General features: G+C 63.0%; 19 protein-coding genes. 1 reads left to right on the top strand and 18 read right to left on the bottom strand.

The features are described 5' to 3' along the window. The first annotated feature begins 10 nt into the window (after positions 1–10). Complete coding sequence (locus B9A31_RS01845) at positions 11–2,374, top strand: penicillin acylase family protein (protein WP_027610000.1); 2,364 nt, start codon at positions 11–13, stop codon at positions 2,372–2,374. A 125-nt stretch (positions 2,375–2,499) separates the two neighbouring features. Here B9A31_RS01845 and B9A31_RS01840 read toward each other — a convergent pair whose 3' ends face one another. The 18 genes from B9A31_RS01840 to B9A31_RS01755 form a co-directional block, all read right to left on the bottom strand. After that, a complete protein-coding gene (locus B9A31_RS01840) occupies positions 2,500–3,372 on the bottom strand; it encodes a transporter substrate-binding domain-containing protein (protein WP_027609999.1) in 873 nt (290 codons plus the stop codon). Continuing rightward, entirely contained in the window at positions 3,369–4,142 is a 774-nt protein-coding gene (locus B9A31_RS01835; RefSeq protein WP_027609998.1) for an amino acid ABC transporter ATP-binding protein, read from the bottom strand. The genes B9A31_RS01840 and B9A31_RS01835 overlap by 4 nt, the downstream gene beginning before the upstream one ends. Next, positions 4,139–4,798 carry an amino acid ABC transporter permease gene (locus tag B9A31_RS01830; RefSeq protein ID WP_027609997.1) on the bottom strand — a complete coding sequence of 220 codons (660 nt, stop codon included), beginning with the start codon at positions 4,796–4,798 and terminating at the stop codon, positions 4,139–4,141. Before B9A31_RS01830 ends, B9A31_RS01835 begins: the two co-directional genes overlap by 4 nt. Beyond that, entirely contained in the window at positions 4,779–5,444 is a 666-nt protein-coding gene (locus B9A31_RS01825) for an amino acid ABC transporter permease (RefSeq protein WP_027609996.1), read from the bottom strand. Before B9A31_RS01825 ends, B9A31_RS01830 begins: the two co-directional genes overlap by 20 nt. Before the next feature lie 206 nt (positions 5,445–5,650). Continuing rightward, the gene (locus tag B9A31_RS01820) at positions 5,651–6,436 is read right to left on the bottom strand and encodes a MetQ/NlpA family ABC transporter substrate-binding protein (protein WP_019097332.1); all 786 of its coding nucleotides are present in this window, start codon (positions 6,434–6,436) and stop codon (positions 5,651–5,653) included. Between the two features lie 175 nt (positions 6,437–6,611). Then, complete coding sequence (locus tag B9A31_RS01815; RefSeq protein ID WP_025752184.1) at positions 6,612–7,442, bottom strand: sigma 54-interacting transcriptional regulator; 831 nt, start codon at positions 7,440–7,442, stop codon at positions 6,612–6,614. A gap of 57 nt (positions 7,443–7,499) precedes the next feature. After that, the gene (locus tag B9A31_RS01810) at positions 7,500–8,081 is read right to left on the bottom strand and encodes an alpha/beta hydrolase (RefSeq protein WP_019097334.1); all 582 of its coding nucleotides are present in this window, start codon (positions 8,079–8,081) and stop codon (positions 7,500–7,502) included. A gap of 249 nt (positions 8,082–8,330) precedes the next feature. Continuing rightward, positions 8,331–8,732, bottom strand: coding sequence for an ExbD/TolR family protein (locus B9A31_RS01805; RefSeq protein WP_016712576.1), 402 nt, complete (start codon positions 8,730–8,732; stop codon positions 8,331–8,333). Between the two features lies 1 nt (position 8,733). Further along, a complete protein-coding gene (locus B9A31_RS01800; protein ID WP_016712577.1) occupies positions 8,734–9,453 on the bottom strand; it encodes a MotA/TolQ/ExbB proton channel family protein in 720 nt (239 codons plus the stop codon). Positions 9,454–9,482: 29 nt separating this feature from the next. Then, the gene (locus B9A31_RS01795) at positions 9,483–10,283 is read right to left on the bottom strand and encodes an energy transducer TonB (protein WP_025752181.1); all 801 of its coding nucleotides are present in this window, start codon (positions 10,281–10,283) and stop codon (positions 9,483–9,485) included. A 299-nt stretch (positions 10,284–10,582) separates the two neighbouring features. Further along, positions 10,583–11,572, bottom strand: a complete 990-nt coding sequence (locus tag B9A31_RS01790; protein ID WP_019098644.1) for a sulfate/molybdate ABC transporter ATP-binding protein — start codon at positions 11,570–11,572, stop codon at positions 10,583–10,585. Between the two features lie 3 nt (positions 11,573–11,575). Next, on the bottom strand, positions 11,576–12,448 hold the full coding sequence (cysW, locus tag B9A31_RS01785) for a sulfate ABC transporter permease subunit CysW (RefSeq protein ID WP_004575843.1): 873 nt from the start codon (positions 12,446–12,448) through the stop codon (positions 11,576–11,578). Positions 12,449–12,459: 11 nt separating this feature from the next. Continuing rightward, positions 12,460–13,278 carry a sulfate ABC transporter permease subunit CysT gene (cysT, locus tag B9A31_RS01780; protein ID WP_012274724.1) on the bottom strand — a complete coding sequence of 273 codons (819 nt, stop codon included), beginning with the start codon at positions 13,276–13,278 and terminating at the stop codon, positions 12,460–12,462. Positions 13,279–13,378: 100 nt separating this feature from the next. Beyond that, on the bottom strand, positions 13,379–14,386 hold the full coding sequence (locus tag B9A31_RS01775; protein ID WP_019098645.1) for a sulfate ABC transporter substrate-binding protein: 1,008 nt from the start codon (positions 14,384–14,386) through the stop codon (positions 13,379–13,381). Between the two features lie 49 nt (positions 14,387–14,435). Next, on the bottom strand, positions 14,436–14,618 hold the full coding sequence (gene oscA / locus B9A31_RS01770; protein WP_016489716.1) for a sulfur starvation response protein OscA: 183 nt from the start codon (positions 14,616–14,618) through the stop codon (positions 14,436–14,438). A gap of 193 nt (positions 14,619–14,811) precedes the next feature. After that, positions 14,812–17,874, bottom strand: coding sequence for an efflux RND transporter permease subunit (locus B9A31_RS01765; RefSeq protein ID WP_019098646.1), 3,063 nt, complete (start codon positions 17,872–17,874; stop codon positions 14,812–14,814). After that, a complete protein-coding gene (locus B9A31_RS01760) occupies positions 17,871–18,938 on the bottom strand; it encodes an efflux RND transporter periplasmic adaptor subunit (RefSeq protein WP_019098647.1) in 1,068 nt (355 codons plus the stop codon). Before B9A31_RS01760 ends, B9A31_RS01765 begins: the two co-directional genes overlap by 4 nt. Continuing rightward, on the bottom strand, positions 18,935–20,023 hold the full coding sequence (locus B9A31_RS01755; RefSeq protein ID WP_019098648.1) for an efflux RND transporter periplasmic adaptor subunit: 1,089 nt from the start codon (positions 20,021–20,023) through the stop codon (positions 18,935–18,937). Before B9A31_RS01755 ends, B9A31_RS01760 begins: the two co-directional genes overlap by 4 nt. Positions 20,024–20,085 lie beyond the last annotated feature (62 nt).

The following is a 20,085-nucleotide window of genomic DNA, read 5'->3' as shown; positions in this document are numbered from 1 at the left end:
AGGAGCTTGCATGAAGCGCAGCCTGACCCTGTTGGCCGTGGTGGTTGCCGTGGCCGCCGGCGCCGGTTACTGGTACGTGCAGGGCAAGCTGCCGCAGCGCGAGGGCCAAGTGGCCCTGGCTGGCTTGCAGGCGCCAGTCAGCGTGCGCTACGACGCCCGCGGTGTGCCGCACCTGCAGGCGCAAAACGAGGCAGACCTGTACCGCGCCCTGGGCTACGTGCATGCCCAGGACCGGCTGTTCCAGATGGAAATACTGCGCCGCCTGGCCCGAGGTGAACTGGCCGAGGTGCTGGGCGACAAGCTGCTGCCCACAGATACCTTGTTCCGCAGCCTGCGCATCCGCGAACAGGCCGCACTGATGGCCAAGCGTCAGGACCGCCAGTCACCTGCCTGGCAGGCCCTGCAAGCTTACCTCGACGGGGTCAACGGCTGGCAAGCCAGCCATCCCAAGCCCGTGGAGTTCGACCTGCTGGGTATCACCCCTCGCCCGTTTACCGCCGAAGATACCCTGAGCATTGCCGGTTACCTCGCTTACAGCTTCGCCGCTGCGTTTCGCACCGAGCCCGCACTGACCTACATACGCGACCAGCTTGGCCCCGACTACCTGAACATCTTCGACCTCGGCTGGAAACCCGAGGGGGCGCTGGGCACGCCACTGGCCGCTGCGGACTGGCAAAGCCTGGAAGCCCTAGCCCGCCTCAGCCACCAGGCGCTGGGTGAGGCGGGCATCCCGCAGTTTGAAGGCAGCAACGCCTGGGCGGTGGCCGGCAACCATACCCGCAGCGGCAAACCGCTGCTGGCTGGCGACCCGCACATCGGTTTCGCAGTGCCGGCGGTGTGGTACGAGGCCGAACTCTCGGCACCCGGGTTCAACCTGTATGGCTACTTCCAGGCGCTCAACCCCTTTGCCCTGCTTGGTCACAACCGCGACTTCGGCTGGAGCCTGACCATGTTCCAGAACGATGACGTCGACCTGATCGCCGAGCGCACCAACCCGGCCGACGCCAACCAGGTCATGGTCGATGGCAAATGGCAGGCGCTGGAAAAGACCGAACAGCAGATCGCGGTGAAAGGCGAAGCGCCGATCACCCTCAGCCTGCGCCGCTCGCCCCATGGCCCGATCGTCAACGACGTGCTAGGCGCCACGGCGGGGCCTACGCCAATCGCCATGTGGTGGGCGTTTCTGGAAACCGAAAACCCGATCCTCGAAGGCTTCTACCAGCTCAACCGTGCCGACACCCTGGGCAAGATGCGCGAAGCCGCGGCCAAGGTTCACGCGCCGGGGCTGAATTTTGTCTGGGCCAATGCCCGTGGCGATATCGGCTGGTGGGCGGCGGCAAAACTGCCGATCCGCCCCGACGGCGTCGACCCCGCGTTCATCCTCGACGGCGCCAGCGTGCAGGCCGACAAGCTCGGTTTCTCCCCCTTCAACGTCAACCCGCAGCAGGAGAACCCGGCGCGCGGCTATATCGTCTCGGCCAACTATCAGCCACCGGCAGTGGTGCCGGTACCGGGCTACTACAACCTGCCCGACCGTGGCCGCCAGCTCGACCGCCAGCTGGCCAACCCTGAGGTGAAATGGGACATGCAGAACAGCCAGGCCCTGCAACTGGATACCGCCAGTGACCACGGCCCGCGCACCCTTGCGCCGCTACTGGCAACCCTGCGCGCCGTGGCCGAGGGTGACGAGGAGAAGGAACTGGTCGAGCAGCTGGCTGCCTGGCGCGGCGACTACCCGCTGGACTCGACCAGCGCCACGCTGTTCAACCAGTTCCTCTACGAACTGGCATTTGCTGCCCTGCATGACGAACTGGGCGACACCTGGTTCCCGGTGCTGATCAGTACCCGCGCCATCGATGCCGCTTTGCCGCGCCTGGCGGCAGATGCCGACTCACCCTGGTGGAACACCCGCGGAGGCAACCTGCGTACCGACCGCACTGCCATCGTGCGCCAGGCTTGGCAGCACAGCTTGAAGCACCTGCGCGACACCTTGAGCAACGACCCGGCGAGCTGGCAATGGGGCAAGGCGCATACCCTGACCCACAACCACCCGCTGGGGGTGAAAAAGCCACTGAACCTGCTGTTCAACGTCGGGCCGTTCGCTGCGCCCGGCACCCATGAGGTGCCGAACAACCTCTCGGCAAAGATCGGCCCGGCGCCATGGCCGGTGACCTATGGGCCGTCGACGCGGCGGCTGATCGACTTTGCCGATGCAGGGCAGGCATTGACCACCAACCCGGTCGGGCAGAGTGGCGTGCCGTTTGACAGGCATTATGCGGACCAGGCCGAGGGGTATGTGCAGGGGCAGTACCAGCGGGCACAGATGGGGGTGATTCCGGCGCAGAGCACGCTGAGATTAGTGCCGGCCAGATAACCGAGGGGGCTGCTTTGCAGCCCAATCGCGACACAAGGCCGCTCCCACAAGGTCCTGCATACACCGGCCCATGTGGGAGCGGCCTTGTGTCGCGATTGGGCCGCAAAGCGGCCCCGTTTACATGGTCAGCCCTGCCACTTGCCCCCTTCCACAATTACGCTTTCCGGCCTGGTGTCATCGCTCAGCTCCTTGCGCACATACTGGTCATACAGCTTCAGCAGAAACTTCTCTTCACCAAGCTTCGCCAGCTCGGCATTCACCCAGTCACGCAGCTCGGTATTGCCCTTCTTCACCGCCGGCGCAATCGGTGCTTCTTCACCCAGCAACTCAGGCAGCACACGGTAGCCCGGGTTCTGCTTGGCCCAGCTGAACAGGATCAGGTTGTCCTGGGCATAGGCATCGCCGCGACCGGTGGCCAGGGCTTGCAGCGATTCACTGTTCTTCTCGAACTTGAGCAGTTTCCAGTCAGGGTGATTTTTGGTCAGCCAGATATCGGCCGTGGTGCCGGTGGTGACGATGATGGTCTTGTCGGCCAGGTCGTCGAGTTTCTGCACCGGGCTGCCATCAGCCACGATGGCCTGCACAGCAACACGCAGGTTGGGGTTGGTGAAGTCCACCGCCTCTTTGCGCTCCGGGGTAACGGTCATGTTGGCGAGGATCAGGTCAACCTTGTCGCTCTGCAGGAATGGAATACGGCTGGCGGGTTCCACGGCAACGAACTCGACCTTGTTCTCATCGCCCAGCAGGTCCTTGGCCAGGCGACGGCCGATGTCGGTATCAAAGCCCACGTAGCGGCCTTTTTCATCGACGAAGCCGAACGGCGGCTTGTCGGTGAACACCCCGACAATCAGCTTGTCGCGGGCCTTGATGGTTTCCAGGTAGCTGGTGGCCGGCGAGGCCGCCGCAGGCTTGGGTGGCTCTTCGGCCTTGTTGCAGCCGGCCAGCAGCGCCAGGCCGAACAGCGGCGCCAGCAGTTTGGAGAGGTTGGCAGTTTTCATGACAGTTCCTTGTGCAGTGTTTTCGGCAGGCTTTCTACGAAGGAGAATTTCTCCAGGAACTGCTGCGCGCGTGCGGTCCGCGGTTGGGTGAAGAAGCTCTCGGGGTTGCCCTGTTCAAGGATCCTGCCGGCCTCCATGAACACGATGCGGTCGGCCACCGCGCGAGCGAAGGCCATTTCATGGGTGACGATGAGCAAGGTCATGCCGTCGCGGGCCAGGCCCTGGATCACCTGCAGCACTTCCTTGACCATCTCGGGGTCGAGGGCTGCGGTAACCTCGTCGAACAGCATCACCTCGGGGTTCATGCACAGTGAACGCACAATGGCGATGCGCTGTTGCTGGCCCCCGGACAACTGCCGGGGGAAGGCGTCGCGCTTGTCCAGCAGGCCGACCCGTGCCAGCAGCGCCTCGGCCTGGGCCTGGGCTTCGGCACGTTCGCGCTTTTGCACCTTGAGCGGGCCGAGCAGCAGGTTGTCGATCACGCTCATGTGGCCGAACAGGTGATAGCTCTGGAACACCATGCCCACCCGCTGGCGGACGTCGCGCCAGTCGGTGCGCGGGGCCAGCAGCTCTTGCCCGGCCAGGCGCAGGTGGCCGCTGTGGGCCTGTTCCAGACCGTTGAGGCAGCGCAGCAGCGTGCTCTTGCCGCAACCGCTGGGGCCGAGGATGACCACCACTTCGCCGGCCGCCACCTTGAGGTCGACGTCCTTGAGCACCTGGTGCTCGCCAAAAAACTTGTTGAAACCCTGAAATTCGATCAATGCGCTCATGAGTGTGCCCAGCGGCGTTCCAGCACGCGCGAGGCGGCGGACAGCGGATAACAGACGATGAAGAAGAACAGGAATAAGGCGCCGTAGATCAGCACCGATTCATAGGTGCGTTCGATGATCTGCTGGCCGGCCTTGATCACCTCGACCACGCCAATCAGCACGGCCAGCGAGCTGGTCTTGATGATCCGCGTGTAGATGTTGATGGTCGGTGGAGTCATGCGCTTGAGCGCCTGCGGCAGCAGCACGTAGCCATACAGCTGCCAGCCGGCCAGGCCGATGGACAACCCGGCCTCGCGCTGGCCACGCGGCAGGGAAGCCAGTGCACCACGCACGACCTCGCCCACCTCGCTGGCGCCCCACAGGGCCAGCACCAGCACGGCGCACCAGAAACTGGGGATGCTTAGCGCAAAGAAAATCGGCAGGCCGAAGAACACCAGGTACAACCAGACCAGCACCGGGATGGCGCGGAACAACTCCAGGTACACCTGCAAGGCGATGTTCAGGGCCCGGTTGCCCAGGGTTGCCAGCACGCCGTAAAGCACGCCACCCAGCGTCGCGAACAGGATGCCCAGCGCCGAGATGGCCAGGGTCTGCGCGGCGCCACCGGCCAGCTGCGGCAGCGCCTGCAGCAAAAGGTCAAACCCCGAACTGGCCATGTTGCAGCCTCCTTTCCACGTAGCGCAGCAGCAACGACAGCGGCAGGAACAACAGCACGCAGAGCAAGGTCAGCACGGCGAGCATTTCGTAGGTCTTGTAGTACAACGCGATGTAGTTCTTGGTGGTGTAGAGGATTTCCGGCACGGCCACCGCCGACACCACGGTGGTTTCCTTGAGCAGGAAGATGAAATTGGCGAACAGCGCTGGCAGGCTGAGGATACCGGCCTGGGGCAGCACCACATGGCGCAGCAGCTGGCCCTCGGACAGGCCGATGGAGCGCCCGGACTCAAGCTGGGCACGAGGCACCGCCTCGATGCCGGCCCGCAACACTTCGGTGAGGTAGGCACCGCCCATGAAGGTCATGGTGATGATCGCTGCAGAAAAACCGGAAATCTTCAGGCCCAGGCTCGGCAAGGCGAAGTAGACGAAGAACAGCTGGATCAGCAGCGGCGTGTTGCGGGCCAGCTCCACATAGGCTTTGACCAGGCGCCACAGGTAGGGGGCGCGCAGGACCAGCAGGGTGGCATTGACCAGGGCGACCAGCAGCGAGGTGGCGATGGCGATCAGGCCTACCTGCAAGGTCACGCCCACGGCCTTCAGAAAGGCGGGTAGCGTGCTGAGGATGAATGCGGTGTCGAATGTCATGGGTAGAGCAAGTCTGCAGAGTGCGCGGGGGCACAATGACTAGACTCTAATGATCTAAAAACTTTTTAATAAATACCTTTATTGCATATGCATATCACCGAGCATTTTCACCGGGGCATACATCCTGGGGCTGCAAAGCAGCCCCAGAAACAAAAACGCCGACACAAGGGTGTCGGCGTTTGGTCACGCAAGAATCTCCAACCGCATCAGAACGCCGGCAGCACAGCACCTTGATACTTCTTGGCGATGAATGCCTTCACCTCGGGGCTGGTCAGGGCCTTGGCCAGTTTCTGGATGGCCTCGCTGTCCTTGTTGTCCGGGCGGGCAACCAGGAAGTTCACGTACGGCGAGTCGGCGCCTTCGATCACCAGCGCATCCTTGGCCGGGTTCAGGCCAGCTTCCAGGGCGTAGTTGGTGTTGATCATGTCCAGGTCGACCTGGTCCAGCACACGCGGCAGCATGGCCGATTCAAGCTCGCGGAACTTCAGCTTCTTCGGGTTCTCGGCAATGTCCTTGGGGGTGGCCAGCGCGTTTTTCGGGTCTTTCAGGGTAATCAGGCCAGCCTTCTGCAGCAGGATCAGGGCGCGGCCGCTGTTGCTGCCTTCGTTAGGGATGGCAACGGTAGCGCCTTCCTTCAGCTCGGACAGGTTCTTGATCTTCTTCGAATAACCACCGAACGGCTCAACGTGCACGCCGATCACGGTTTCCAGGTGGGTGCCTTTACCTTCGTTGAAGCTCTTCAGGTACGGCAGGGTCTGGAAGTAGTTGGCGTCCAGGCGCTTCTGGTCAACCTGCACGTTCGGCTGCACGTAGTCGGTGAAGACCTTGATCTGCAGGTCCACACCTTCTTTGGCCAGGGTCGGCTTGATCAGCTCGAGGATTTCGGCGTGCGGTACCGGGGTTGCGGCAACTACCAGTTTCTCGGCGGCGGCAGCCAGGCCGGCGAACGACAGGGCAGCGGCCAGGGCAGTGGTCAGCAGGGTCTTCTTCATGGTGGTCCTTGTTCTGGTTCTGGGCCATCGACGATGGCGAATTGGGTGCCCAACCGGTTCACCAGCGGGCGTGAGGCGGACAATAGCTGGATTTTTTATGCCGCAACAATACCTTTTACTTAGCTGCTTATTCCAAAAACAAATCGCCATCAGCCACTTTGCTTATGAGCGATGTCTAGCGCGCGGGGTTGGGCAGGTCCAGGTCCTCTGGCTGCAGCTCTTCGCCGTCATTGACCAGCAAGGCGAAGTGGATGACGTTCTCCAGTTCACGGGTGTTGCCGGGCCAGGGATGCGCCTCCAGCACCTGCTGCGCCGCCTCGCTCACCAGCGCCACAGGCCGCTGCAGCCGCACGCTGTAGATGCCCACGAAGTACTCGGCCAATGGCAGGATATCGCCCGGCCGTTCGCGCAGCGGCGGCAGCTCCAGCGCCCCCTCGCGCAGGTACTGGTACAGGCGCTCGTTGAAGCGCCCCGCACGCACCACCCGCGCCAGATCGATGCTGGTCGCGGCCACCAGCCGCACATCCACCGGCTGCGGCTGCTGCGCGCCCACCCGGGTGACTTCGCGGTTTTCCAGGGCGGCCAGCAGCTTGCCCTGGATGGCCAGCGGCAAGTCGGCGATCTCGTCCAGGTACAACGTGCCGCCATTGGCCGAGCCGAACCAGCCGGCGCGGCTGCTGGCCGTGCCACCCTGGCTGCCGGCGCTGTAGCCGAACAGTTCGGCATCGGCGTAGGTGGGGCTGATGGCCGCGCAGTTGACCGACACGAACAAACCACTGCGGTCGCTGGCACGATGGATCTGCCGTGCCAGCAACTCCTTGCCGGTGCCGGTTTCGCCACGGATCAGCACGGGCAAGGGTTGCGGCGCCAGGCGCTCAAGGTCTTCGCGCAGTTGCTGCGAACGCGGGTCGATGAACACCAGCGCCTTGGCGCGGATGCTCAGCGGGCTCTTGTCCAGCTCGGGAAAGGTCAGCAGCGGCTGGCCAAACGGGTTTTGAAAAGTCATGACAAACTCCCGCCCCAGGCCTTCATTGGCCGGGCGTCAGGTAAGCGTTAAAGGCGATCAGGCGCGGCGCAGTGCGCGCTGCTCAACCCGGCTTTGCAAGCGGTACAAGTAGGCGAAGCCTTGCTCCCAGCGCTCATGGCCGGACTTGACGTTGATGTGCCCGGCGTTGCTCAGCAACCCCGCCTCGGCGCCCCAGGCCTGGGCCAGGTACAGCGCCCGTGGCACGTTCACGGCCGGGTCGTTGTCCGAACTGACCACCTGGCTGGGGAACGGCAGTGCGTCGGTCGGGATCGGCGCAAAGTTGCGCAAGGCTGGCGCGCAGGTGGGCCGCTCGACGTCCGCTGGTGCCACCAACAGCGCGCCACGCACACGTCGCAGCAAGGCCGGGCTGGCCTGCGCAGCCCAATGGGCGACGGTGATGCAGCCCAGGCTGTGGGCAATCAGGATCACCGGCGACTCTTCGGCAACAATCGCCTGCTCCAGTGCCTGCACCCAGTCCTGGCGCTGCGGGGTCAGCCAGTCGTGCTGCTCCACCCTGGCACTGTTGGGCAGGGTGCGCTGCCAGTGACTTTGCCAATGGTTGTCTGGCGATCCTTGCCAGCCCGGCACAATCAGGTAGCGAATCGACTCATTGCGCATGGGGACGCCTCCAGTAAGTTTGCGTGCTTGGAGACCAGTATAGGGAGGGAGTTATATTCGTAAAGGAATAAGAAGCTATTTATTAATAACCTAAATGTACACCTTGAGAGAATTGTCGGTTGTGAGACCGAGCGCCGCGCGGGCGGCGCTCGACCTCACAGGCGCTGGACCTGTCACGGCAAAAAAAAGGGCCACCCCCTGCCAAGAGATGTGGCCCATAAGCACTTGCCTGAAGAGGTTTGGCGGGTATCAGCGTGCGGTAATCACCGCCAGCTTGCTGATGCCTGCACGTTCGATGGCTGCCATGGCCCGCGCCACTTCGCCGTAGTTAACGCCGTCATCGGCCTGCAGCTGCACGCGCACGTCTGCGTCCTTGTCCTTGGCGGCCTTGAGGCTGGTTTCCAGCAGGTCGGGCTGGATCTGGTCCTTGTTGATGAACAGCTTGCCTTCACCGTCGATGCTGACCACCAGCGGGTCCTTCTGCTCTACAGGGGCTACGGCCTCGGTCTTGGGCAGGTTGATGGGGATGGCGTTGGTCAACAGCGGCGCGGTGACGATGAACACCACCAGCAGCACCAGCATGACGTCCACCAGCGGCGTGACGTTGATTTCACTGAGGACTTCGTCGCTGTCCTGGGTCGAAAAAGCCATGTCAGGACGCCTCCTTCACGGGCTGGGTGAAACCGGCCTGTGGCTTGTGCACGGCGGGGTGCACCAGCACGCGGAAGGCACTCTTCTGCGCCAGGCTGTAGAAGTCGTGGGCGAAGTCGTCGAGGTCGGCAGCGGTCAGCTTGAGGCGGCGCAGGAAGTAGTTGTAGACCAGCACCGCAGGCACGGCGACGGCAATGCCCACACCGGTTGCCACCAATGCCGCACCAATTGGACCTGCTACGGTTTCCAGGCTGGCGGAGCCGGCCGCGCTGATGCCCTTGAGTGCTTCCATGATGCCCCACACAGTGCCGAACAGGCCGATGAAAGGTGAGGTGCTGCCGATACTGGCGACCACTGCCAGGCCGGTTTCCAGCGAGCGGCGCTCACGCACGATCTGCTGGCGCAGGGCACGCTCCAGGCGGTCCTGGTGGTTGATGGCGTGGCTCAGGTCGTTGGCCTGGGTGTCGCCGACGGCAATCGCGGCATAGCCAGACTGGGCAACGCGGGCAGCCGGGCCGGGCAGCTCGTGGCTGAGCTCGGCGGCCGAGTCCAGGCTGGAGGCCGCCCAGAACTGCTGGTGGAAGCGTTTGTCCTGGTTCTTCAACCGCACGAACTGCGCGACCTTGACCAGGGCCAGGCCCCACGTGACGACAGAGAAACCAACCAGCAGCCAGATGACTGCGCTTTCAACGGATTCGAGGGGGGATGCCAGCAGGCTCATGATGATGTCTTCCTGTGTTCTGCGAAAAGTTAGCGAAGCTTGAAATCGATCGGCACGCTGACCCAGCCGGTCTGGGCCACGTCGCCCTGCTTGGCGGGCACGAAGCTCCAGCGTTTCACCGCGGCCAGCGCGGCGGCGTCGAGGGCATCACGGCCGCTGCTCTTCTGGACCTGGATCTGCCCGGGTTTACCGCTGGGCAGCACCTCTACCCGCAGCAGCACGGTGCCTTCCCAACCCCGCCGCTGGGCCATCTGCGGATACTCCGGCGCCGGGTTTTTCAGGTACGCGGCGTTGGCCGAAGCGGGCGTAACCGGGGCCGGCGCGGGTGGTGCGGGCGCAGGTGGTGCCGGGGCGGCCACTGGGGCTGGCGGTGGTGCTTCGACCGGTTTGGGCTGTGGTTTGGGTGCTTGCTTGACCACCGGCTTGGGCACGGGTTTTGGCTTGGGTTTGGGCTTGGCGGCCAGTTCGTCGATCACGGGTGGTGGTGGCGGCGGCTCGACGACAGGCGGTGCAGGCGCAGGCGGTGGCGGTTCGACCACAGGCGGCGCTGGCGCTGCGAACTCGATGGTCATGGGCGGCACTTGCGGTGGCACCACGGGTAGCTCTGGCGTGGGTGCCTGGCTTACCCAGTACGCCGCAGCGCCGTGCAGGGCCAGCACCAGCAGGCCCAACACCAGCTTGTCGCGGCGCTTGAGCCCGCTGACAGGCGTGCGTTGCAGGCGCAGCTGGCCCAGCGGGAGGCGAAGCGTGCGTCCAAGCTCGACCAGGTCGCCCGGGGCCGGGCGCCATGGCTGGTCGTAGGCCCTGACGGCCGACTGGACATTACCCATTGATCAAACTCCTGGGGTCTCGATTCAGGTATGGCTGAATCATCGGGGCCAGAGGCTTATCTCTTAAAGTAATGTTTAAAATTATGATTAGAACTTAATTGAATATTGCTTTTGAGAGGTAGTGTGAAAGCCACGGATTGTGCGGGCTGCAACTGGTCGGTGCAAAAACGATGCATTGCAGGCATGCAAAATATTCGTGCAAGGCATGAGATTGCCGCGAGGGCTGCTAAGCAGCCCCGGCAATCTGGCAGGCATAAAAAACCCGGGACCAAGCCCGGGTTTTCATCATCAAAGCTGGGTCAGATATCCGCCACCTTCTGCCAAACCTTCGGCCGGAAGAACAGGGTCTCCCCCCGCGCCAACCCGGTCAGGCTGTCATGGTCCTTGACCACCTCGGCCTCGATCAGCTCGCTCTGCCCTTCCACCTTCAAGGTCACCCGCGTTGTAGCCCCCAACGGCCGAATATCCCGCACCTCGGCCGCATGGTGCCCTTCGGTCTCATGCCGCGACAGCGACACTTCGTGCGGGCGGAACAGCACATGGTGCCCTTCGCTCAAGGCCAGGCGGTTGGAGTCGCCCAGGAAGTGGTAGACGAAGTCGTTGGCCGGCTGCTCGTACACCTCGCCCGGCGAGCCGATCTGCTCGATCACGCCCTTGTTCATCACCACGATACGGTCGGCCACTTCCATGGCTTCTTCCTGGTCGTGGGTCACGAATACCGAGGTCAGGTTGATGTCTTCGTGCAGCCTAGCCAGCCAGCGGCGCAGCTCTTTGCGCACCTTGGCATCCAGTGCACCGAACGGCTCGTCCAGCAGCAGCACCTTGGGCTCCACCGCCAGCGCGCGGGCCAGGGCGATACGCTGACGCTGGCCACCGGACAGCTGTTCGGGGTAGCGGTCGGACAACCAGTCCAGCTGCACCATGTTCAGAAGCTCATGCACCTTCTCGGCGATCTTGCTTTCGCTCGGGCGCTCGCCCTTGGGCTTCATGCGCAGGCCGAAAGCGACGTTGTCGAACACACTCATGTGGCGGAACAGCGCGTAGTGCTGGAACACGAAACCGACGTTGCGGTCACGCACGTCATGGCCGGACACGTCTTCGCCGTGGAACACGATATTGCCCTGGTCCGGGGTTTCCAGGCCGGCGATGATGCGCAGCAGCGTGGTCTTGCCGCAGCCGGACGGGCCGAGCAAAGCCACCAGCTCGCCGCTGTTGATGTCCAGGTTGATGTTGTCCAGGGCCTGGAAGCTGTTGAAGCGCTTGCTGACGTTACGAACTTCGATCGACATGAATCATTCCTCCGCGGCGCTGTGGCGCAGGCGGTTAATACGGTTCTCGCTCCACTGCTTGAGCAGCAGGATGAAGAGCGCCAGGATCAGCAACAGGCTGGCCACGCTGAAGGCCGCGACGTGGTTGTACTCGTTGTAGAGGATCTCCACGTGTAGCGGCAAGGTGTTGGTCACGCCACGAATGTGGCCCGACACCACCGACACCGCGCCAAACTCGCCCATGGCCCGTGCGGTACACAGCACCACGCCATAGATCAGGCCCCATTTGATATTGGGCAAGGTCACGTGCCAGAACATCTGCCAGCCGTTGGCGCCGAGCAGTCGCGCGGCCTCCTCTTCTTGCGTGCCCTGCTCCTGCATCAGCGGGATCAGCTCACGGGCCACGAACGGCACGGTGACGAAAATGGTCGCCAGGACGATCCCCGGCAGCGCGAACACGATCTGGATGTCGTGGTCCTGCAGCCATGGCCCGAACAGGCCTTGCGCGCCGAACATCAGCACGTAGACCAGGCCGGCGATCACCGGCGACACCGAGAACGGCAGGTCGATCAGGGTGACCAGAATGCTCTTGCCACGGAAGGTGTACTTGCTGACGCACCAGGCGGCGCTGACACCGAACACCAGGTTCAGCGGCACCGAAATGACCACGGCGAGCAGGGTGAGCTTCAATGCCGACAGCGCGTCGGGCTCGAAAATCGCCTCGAAGAAGGTGCCAAAACCGTTCTTCAGCGCCTGTGATACCACGATCACCAGCGGCAGCAGCAGAAACAGCGCGAACACCAGCCAGCCAAGGCCGATCAGGATGCGCCGCGAAGTGGCGCTGCCACGGCGGGCGGCGTTGGCGGCCGCGCTTGCACTCAGGGATGAACTGGACATGCCGGCCTCCTTCAAGGGGTTTCGATGCGGCGCTGCAGCAGGTTGATCAGCAGCAGCAGGATGAAGGAAACCACCAGCATCAGCACGCCGATGGCGGTCGCGCCGGTGTAGTCGTACTGGTCGAGCTTGACCATGATCAGCAGCGGCAAAATCTCGGTCTTCATCGGCATGTTGCCGGCAATGAAGATCACCGAACCATACTCACCCACGCCGCGGGCGAAGGCCAGGGCAAAACCGGTGAGCCAGGCCGGTAGCAGGGCCGGCGCCAGAATATGACGGAACACCTGCAGCGGCTTGGCGCCCAGGCAGGCGGCGGCCTCCTCCACTTCACGCGGGATGTCTGCCAGTACCGGCTGCACCGTACGCACCACGAACGGCAGGGTGACGAAGGTCAGCGCCAGGGTGATGCCCAGCGGGGTGTAGGCGATCTTGAAACCAAGGTCGGTGGCGAACTGGCCGACCCAGCCCGCAGGCGCGTACAGGGCGGTCAGGGCGATACCGGCAACGGCGGTAGGCAGGGCGAACGGCAGGTCGATCATCGCGTCGATGATCTTGCGCCCAGGGAAGGTGTAGCGCACCAGCACCCACGCGAGCAGGGTGCCGATCACCCCGTTGATGATGGCGGCGAACAGGGCAGTACCGAAACTCAGCTTGAGCGCGGCGATTACCCGCGGCGCGCTGATGATGTTCCAGAACTGCTCCCAGGTCAGCTGCGAGGCATGAATGAACATGGCTGCCAGCGGTATCAGCACGATCAGGCTGAGGTACACCAAGGTGTAGCCCAGTGTCAGCCCGAAGCCGGGTATGACGGGAGAAATGCGGCGTGACATAAATATCCCTGGTTGAACGCACTAAGCCCGGAATCAATCCCGGGCTGGTGCAAGACTCTGAATCCCGGGGTTGCTGCGCAGCCCCGTTTTTCCTTGGCGATTACTGTGCCTGATAGATCTGGTCGAACACACCGCCATCATTGAAGAATTTCGGTTGTGCAGTTTTCCAGCCACCGAAGTCCTTGTCGATGGTTACCAGGTCCAGTTTCGGGAATTGCTTGCCGAATTCGGCAGCGACTTTCTCGTCACGCGGGCGGTAGAAGTTCTCTGCGGCAATCTTCTGCCCGGCCGGGCTGTACAGGTGCTTCAGGTATTCGGTGGCAATGTCGGTATTGCCCTTCTTCTCCGCGTTCTTGTCCACCACGGCCACTGGCGGCTCGGCCAGGATCGACAGCGACGGCACGACGATGTCGAACTTGTCGGCACCACCGTCTTCCTTCAGCGCCAGGAAGGCTTCGTTTTCCCAGGCCAGCAACACGTCGCCCTGGCCGTTGTTGACGAAGGTGATGGTCGAGCCACGGGCGCCGGTATCCAGCACTGGTACGTGCTTGAACAGTTCCTGCACGTAGGCCTTGGCCTTCTCTTCGCTACCGCCGGTCTTCAGGCCGTAGGCCCAGGCAGCCAGGAAGTTCCAGCGGGCGCCGCCGGAGGTTTTCGGATTGGGGGTGATGACCGACACGTCTTTCTTGATCAGGTCGCCCCAGTCCTTGATGCCTTTCGGGTTGCCCTTGCGTACCAGGAACACGATGGTCGAGGTGTACGGGGTGCTGGCGTCCGGCAGGCGGGTCTGCCAGTTATCCGGCAGGGTCTTGCCGAGCTTGGCGACTTCGTCGATGTCACCGGCCAGTGCCAGGGTCACCACGTCGGCACGCAGGCCATCGATGACCGCACGGGCCTGCTTGCCCGAGCCACCGTGGGACTGCTGGATCTTCACCTTGTCGCCCGGGTGGGCCTGCTGCCAGTGCTTGATGAACTCGGCGTTGTACTGCTGATACAGCTCGCGGGTCGGGTCGTAGGACACGTTCAGCAGTTCGTAGTCCTTGGCGATGGCGGAACCGGCAAAAACAGCACTGGCCAGAGCGGCAAGCGCATAACGGCGGATGGACATGGTGAAGCTCCCGATTGGCATTTTTCTAGTTTTGAATGTTGTGGTGCGATCAGCCGGACTTGTTGCCGGGCTGTTGCAGGCGGAACTTCTCCTTGCGCTCGATCTGTACGACCTGAGCGTTGTGCACTGTGATCTCCACCGCACCGAAACGCAGGTCGCGCAAGGCGCTCTGGATTTCACGCAGAATGGTGGCTTCGTCCTGACCGTCGATGCTACGCAGAGATGCACTCATGCTCGTTCTCCTTGGAGTGAGGTGCCGGGCAGAGGTTTGAAGGGGATTTGCGCCTGGCTTGAGGGCAATAATAGTGAGGCGGAGTTATTCTTAAAAATACTGTTTAAGAATGTTTATATAACCAAATTCAATTCGCGATTTTACAGGCGCCCAAATGCCTCCGTGGGAGCGGGCGTGCCCGCTCCCACAGGGTTCAATGTTGGGTTTCAGTGCTGTTTTCAGGCTCGCGGATCTTGTACCAGGCCACATACAACGCCGGCAGGAACAGCAGCGTCAGCAGGGTGGCCACGATGATCCCGCCAATCATGGCGTAGGCCATCGGCCCCCAGAACACTTCGCGGGCAATCGGGATCATGCCCAGGCTAGCCGCCGCCGCCGTCAGCAATATCGGCCGACGCCGGTGGTTGGTGGCCTCCACCACCGCGTCCCACGGCGAGAAGCCCTGGGCCTCGAACTCGTCGATCTGGGTCACCAGAATCACCGAGTTGCGAATGATGATGCCCGCCAGCGCCAGGATGCCGAGAATCGCCACAAAGCCCATGGGCGTGCCCGTGGGCACCAACGCGATGATCACGCCAATCAGCCCCAGCGGCGCCACGCTCACCACCAGGAACAGCTTCTGCACGCTGTGCAGCTGGATCATCAGGAACGTCGCCATCAGGAACAGCATCAGCGGGATCACCTTGCGGATCGGCCCTTGCGCCTTGGCGCTCTCCTCCACCGTACCGCCGGTGGCCACTTCGAAGCCCACTGGCAGCTTGCTGGCGAATTCGTCGATCTTCGGCTTTAGCTGGGCCACCAGGTCGGTGGGCTGGATGTCGCCATTGACCGAGGCCTTGATGGTGATGGTCGGTTTGCGGTCCCGGCGCCACACCAGCGGCTGCTCCAGCTCATAACGCACCGTGGCGAACGACAGCAGAGGGATCGAGGTGCCGTTGGGGGTGAGTATCTGCAGGTTTTGCAGGGTATCAGGCGAGCCGCGCTCGCTGTCTTCGGCACGGGCCACCACGTTGACCAGGTAGATGTTGTCGTTGACCTGGGTGATCTGCACACCGCTGACGATGCTGTTCATCACATTGGCCACGTCTTCCGACGACAGCCCCAGCTGACGTGCCTTGTCCTGGGCGATTTCCACCCGCAGTACCTTACCCGGCTCGTTCCAGTCGTAGATCATCTCGCCGATGTGCTCGTTCTGGTCGAGCAAGGTGGCCAGTTCGATGGCGTGTTTGCGCACCTCGTCGATGTTGCCACCACTGATCCGATACTGGATCGGCCGCCCTACCGGCGGGCCCATTTCCAGCGACTGTACGTTGGTACCGATGCCGACGAACTCTTCATGCAGGATCTTCTGCAAGCGATCCATCATGGCCTGACGCTCTTCGAAGCCTTTGCTGACGATCACCAACTGCGCGTAGTAGGGGTTCTGCAATTGTTGATCGAGAGGCAGGTAGAAACGAATGGCACCTTGGCCGATGTAGGTGCTCCAGTGCACCAGGTCCGGGTCATCCTTGATCCGTGCCTCGAAGCGGTCGACCACCTTGCGCGTCTCCTCGATCGAGGCGTTTTGCGGCAGGTTGAGGTCGACCAGGATTTCCGGGCGGTCCGAGGACGGGAAGAACTGGTTCTGCACAAAACGCTCACAGAAAATGGCCAGCACGAACAACAGCACGGTGCCGATGATGGTCAACCAGCGGTTGCGCATGCACCACAGCAGGCCATGTTCGAACGCCCTGCCCAGGCGGCCAGGCTCGGCTTCATGGGCTTTGACCTTGCTGCTAAGGATGTGTACGCCCAGCACGGGCGCGAAGAACACCGCCACCACCCACGACACGATCAGCGCCACGGCAATCACGGCAAACAGGGTGTAGGTATATTCACCGGCCGAACTGGCGTTCAGGCCGATCGGCACGAAACCGGCCACAGTCACCAGGGTGCCGGTCAGCATGGGGAAGGCTGTGGAGGTGTAGGCAAAGGTTGCCGCCTGCTCCTTGCTTTCACCCATCTCCAGCCGCGTGACCATCACCTCCACGGTGATCATCGCATCGTCCACCAGCAGGCCAAGCGCAATGATCAAGGCGCCCAGCGAAATCCGCTGCATGGTGATGCCGCTGTACTCCATGAACACGAACACCATGGCCAGCACCAGCGGGATCGAGCAGGCCACCACCAGGCCTGCGCGCACGCCCAGGCTGATGAAGCTCACCCCCAGTACGATCACCACCGCCTCGAACAGCGCGCTGGTGAAGCCGCCGACAGCCTGCTTCACCACCACTGCCTGGTCCGACACGGTGTGTACTCCAACCCCTATCGGCAAGTCCTCGACCACTTTGTCCATGCGCTTTTTCAGCGCGGCACCGAACACCTGGATGTTGCCACCGGCTTTCATGCCGATGGCCAGCCCGAGCGCAGTCTGGCCGTTGTAGCGGAACATGGGTGACGGCGGGTCGACATACCCGCGTTCGATATCGGCAATATCCGCCAGGCGGAAGAAGCGGTCATTGATGCGCAGGTTGACCGTTTCCAGGTCTTTTTCCGAGGCGAACTGCCCAGTGGTGCGCACCGAAATGCGCTCGGGGCCGGCCTCGATCACCCCGGCCGGGGTCACGGCGTTCTGCGATTGCAAGGCCTGCATGACCTGGCGCTGGTCAATGCCCAGCGCGGCCAGCTTGCGGGTGGAGAAGTTCAGGTACAGCACTTCATCCTGGGTACCGACCAACTCGATCTTGCCGATGTTGGGCACATCGCGGACCTCAGCCCTGGCTTGCTCCACGTAGTCGCGCAACTGGCGCAGGGTAAGGCCATCGGAGGTAAAGGCATAGATCGAGCCGAATACATCACCGAATTCGTCGTTGAACGCAGGCCCCTGGATGCCCTGAGGGAACTGACCGCGAATGTCCTGGATCTTTTTGCGCACCTGGTACCAGATGTCCGGGATGTCCTTGGCCTTGGTGGTATCGCGCAGGTACACGTAGACCGTGGATTCACCGGGGCGGGTGTAGCTTTTGGTGTAGTCGAGGGAGTCGAGTTCCTCGAGCTTCTTCTCGATACGGTCGGTGACTTGGTACAGGGTTTCGTCCTGGGTCGCGCCGGGCCAGCGGGTCTGGATGACCATGGTCTTGATCGTGAACGACGGATCTTCCTCACGGCCCAGGTTGAAGTAGGAGAAGATCCCCATCAGCAGGCCGACGAACATCAGGTACCAGACGAACGATTGATGCTTGAGTGCCCAGTCGGACAGGTTGAAGCTTCCTTTCATTGCGCATCCTCGTCGAAGGTGACCTTCTGGCCGGGCTTGAGGCTGTTCACGCCCGCAGTCACCACCCGCTCGCCGGGCTGTACGCCCGAGCTCAGGACGACGCTGTCGGCGGTGCGGCCGATCAGGGCCACGTCACGAGTGGCCACGGTCTTCTGCTGCGTATCGATCACCCATACCTGGGTCTTGCCGTCGCGCTCGAGCAAGGCACTCAAGGGCAGTTCGCTGCGCGGCGACACCTCCGAACTCAGGGTCACGCTGATGGCGGTGCCCAGGTGGAAGGCCGCCGGGGTGCTCGCCAGGGTCAGGCGCGCACGGCGGGTGCGCGTGGTGGCGTCGGCCTGGGGTTCCAGTTCCCGCAGGCTGGCGGTGGTGTTGATGGTCGGGTCCAGCTGCGAAGCAACGGTGAAGGTCAGGCCTTTGCTCAACTGCTCGGCCAAGCCGATCGGCAGGTCGATCACGGCTTCCTTCACATCCGGCCTGGCCAGGGTTACCACGGCCTGGCCAGCGGTGACGGTTTGCCCGGCTTCGGCCTGCCAGGCAGTGATTACCGCGGCGTGGTCGGTGCGCAGGGTGCTGTAGTCGAGCTGGTCACGCGCCTGGCTGAGCGCAGAGCGCGCCTGCTCCAACGCCGCGCTGGTGGTTTTCAGGTTGGTCTGGGCGATGTCCAGCTGGGCCTGGGCGCCTACCCCGCGGTCGTACAGTTGCTGCTGGCGGCGGGCGTCGGCCTGAGCGTTGATCCATTGGGCCTGTACCTTGGCCAGGTCGCCTTCGGCAGCACGCAGCTGGTTTTGCTGGTCGGTCGGGTCGAGGGTTGCCAAGGTGTCGCCCGGTTTTACCTGGGCGCCCACATCCAGCCAGCGACGGGCGATACGCCCGGAAACCCGAAAGCCCAGGGTACTTTCAAAGCGTGCCTGAATACTGCCGGCAAAGCGGCCCAGCTGCGACTGCACCTGGGGTTCGACTTTCACCGACAGCACGGGCCTAATCGGCTCTGGCACCTCGTCCTCGCTGCTGCACCCCACCAGCAGCACGCCAGCCGACAGCATCAGCAGCAGGCGCTTCATAGCTCACCCCCTTCGGCCTTGGCATCGACCTTCTGCACCTGCATGCCGGGGTGCAGCAATTGGCCGCCATTGACCACCACGGTCTCGCCACCTTTCAGGCCACTGGCGACCACGATCTTGCCGGTGAGGTAACGGCTGACCTCGACCTTGCGCAGTTCAACCTTGTCGCCCTCGCCCACCACCCATACAGCGGGCTCATGCAGGGCTTTGGTCAGTGCCGACCACGGCAGCTCGACGCTGGGCCGCCCCTGGGCATTGGTGGTGGCGGTGACCGGTGCGCCCAACTGCATGCCCGGTGGCACGTCTTTGAGGCCTACCTTGACCTGCACTGTGCCGCTTTGCGCCGACACCGTGGGAGTGATTTCACGCACGAAGCCATGTGCCTGGACGTTGGGGTTATCCAGCAGTCTGACGATCACCCCGGCATCGCTGGGCGGTGCGACCAGCAGCGATTCGTACACGTTGAACACCGCATCGCGGTCGCCATCGGTGGCCAGGCTGAAGATGGGCATGGTGGCCTGCACCACCTGGCCCACTTCGGCCTGGCGCTCGGTGATGACCCCGGCGGCCTCGGAGACCAGTGCGGTGTAGCTGAGCTGTTCGTTGGCGTTGGCCAGTTGCGCCTGGGCGGCCTTGAGCGCGCTCTGGTTACTGCGCAGCGCGGCTTCGGCGGAGTCGTATTCACTCTGGCTGGTGTAGCCCTTGGGCAGCAGTTTTTGCTGGCGTACAAAGGCGGCGCTGGTCTGGGTGACCCGCGCCTGGGCGGCGAACACCTCGGCCTTCGCCGAGTCGACGTTGTTCTGCAGGTCTTTCGGGTCCAGCCGCGCCAGCACCTGGTTGGCCTTGACGTGGTCGCCCACATCGACGCTGCGCGAAATGATCTTGCCGCCCACCCGGAAAGACAGGTCGGTCTGCACCCGCGCCTGCACATCACCGGTCAGGGTGACCCTGGCAGCGAAATCAGTGGGCTGGACTTGCTGCACACCCACCCGAGGCAGCGTCTCGGGGACCTCTTCCTTGCTACAGCCGGTGAGCATGTACAGCAGCCCCAGGCAAACGACCGACAGCGGACGCACCAACGCCATGCTGGCTCCTTGCTTGCGCACAAATGATTTGTGGGATGCGACTGTCAGCGTAGTTCAGGGTT

Origin of the sequence: Pseudomonas sp. URIL14HWK12:I5, from assembly GCF_900176445.1 — a bacterium.
GTDB lineage: Bacteria > Pseudomonadota > Gammaproteobacteria > Pseudomonadales > Pseudomonadaceae > Aquipseudomonas > Aquipseudomonas monteilii.
This window is presented reverse-complemented; position numbering and strand designations above follow the sequence as displayed.

Coding starts and splice junctions, on each gene's coding strand:
- B9A31_RS01830 (WP_027609997.1), bottom strand. CDS start 4,798: ATGGCCAGTTCGGGGTTTGACCTTTTGCTGCAGGCGCTGCCGCAGCTG.
- oscA (WP_016489716.1), bottom strand. CDS start 14,618: ATGAGTGCATCTCTGCGTAGCATCGACGGTCAGGACGAAGCCACCATT.
- cysW (WP_004575843.1), bottom strand. CDS start 12,448: ATGTCCAGTTCATCCCTGAGTGCAAGCGCGGCCGCCAACGCCGCCCGC.
- B9A31_RS01775 (WP_019098645.1), bottom strand. CDS start 14,386: ATGTCCATCCGCCGTTATGCGCTTGCCGCTCTGGCCAGTGCTGTTTTT.
- B9A31_RS01795 (WP_025752181.1), bottom strand. CDS start 10,283: ATGGGTAATGTCCAGTCGGCCGTCAGGGCCTACGACCAGCCATGGCGC.
- B9A31_RS01845 (WP_027610000.1), top strand. CDS start 11: ATGAAGCGCAGCCTGACCCTGTTGGCCGTGGTGGTTGCCGTGGCCGCC.
- B9A31_RS01765 (WP_019098646.1), bottom strand. CDS start 17,874: ATGAAAGGAAGCTTCAACCTGTCCGACTGGGCACTCAAGCATCAATCG.
- B9A31_RS01800 (WP_016712577.1), bottom strand. CDS start 9,453: ATGAGCCTGCTGGCATCCCCCCTCGAATCCGTTGAAAGCGCAGTCATC.
- B9A31_RS01760 (WP_019098647.1), bottom strand. CDS start 18,938: ATGAAGCGCCTGCTGCTGATGCTGTCGGCTGGCGTGCTGCTGGTGGGG.
- B9A31_RS01790 (WP_019098644.1), bottom strand. CDS start 11,572: ATGTCGATCGAAGTTCGTAACGTCAGCAAGCGCTTCAACAGCTTCCAG.
- B9A31_RS01805 (WP_016712576.1), bottom strand. CDS start 8,732: ATGGCTTTTTCGACCCAGGACAGCGACGAAGTCCTCAGTGAAATCAAC.
- B9A31_RS01825 (WP_027609996.1), bottom strand. CDS start 5,444: ATGACATTCGACACCGCATTCATCCTCAGCACGCTACCCGCCTTTCTG.
- B9A31_RS01835 (WP_027609998.1), bottom strand. CDS start 4,142: ATGAGCGCATTGATCGAATTTCAGGGTTTCAACAAGTTTTTTGGCGAG.
- B9A31_RS01815 (WP_025752184.1), bottom strand. CDS start 7,442: ATGACTTTTCAAAACCCGTTTGGCCAGCCGCTGCTGACCTTTCCCGAG.
- B9A31_RS01840 (WP_027609999.1), bottom strand. CDS start 3,372: ATGAAAACTGCCAACCTCTCCAAACTGCTGGCGCCGCTGTTCGGCCTG.
- B9A31_RS01810 (WP_019097334.1), bottom strand. CDS start 8,081: ATGCGCAATGAGTCGATTCGCTACCTGATTGTGCCGGGCTGGCAAGGA.
- B9A31_RS01755 (WP_019098648.1), bottom strand. CDS start 20,023: ATGGCGTTGGTGCGTCCGCTGTCGGTCGTTTGCCTGGGGCTGCTGTAC.
- cysT (WP_012274724.1), bottom strand. CDS start 13,278: ATGTCACGCCGCATTTCTCCCGTCATACCCGGCTTCGGGCTGACACTG.
- B9A31_RS01820 (WP_019097332.1), bottom strand. CDS start 6,436: ATGAAGAAGACCCTGCTGACCACTGCCCTGGCCGCTGCCCTGTCGTTC.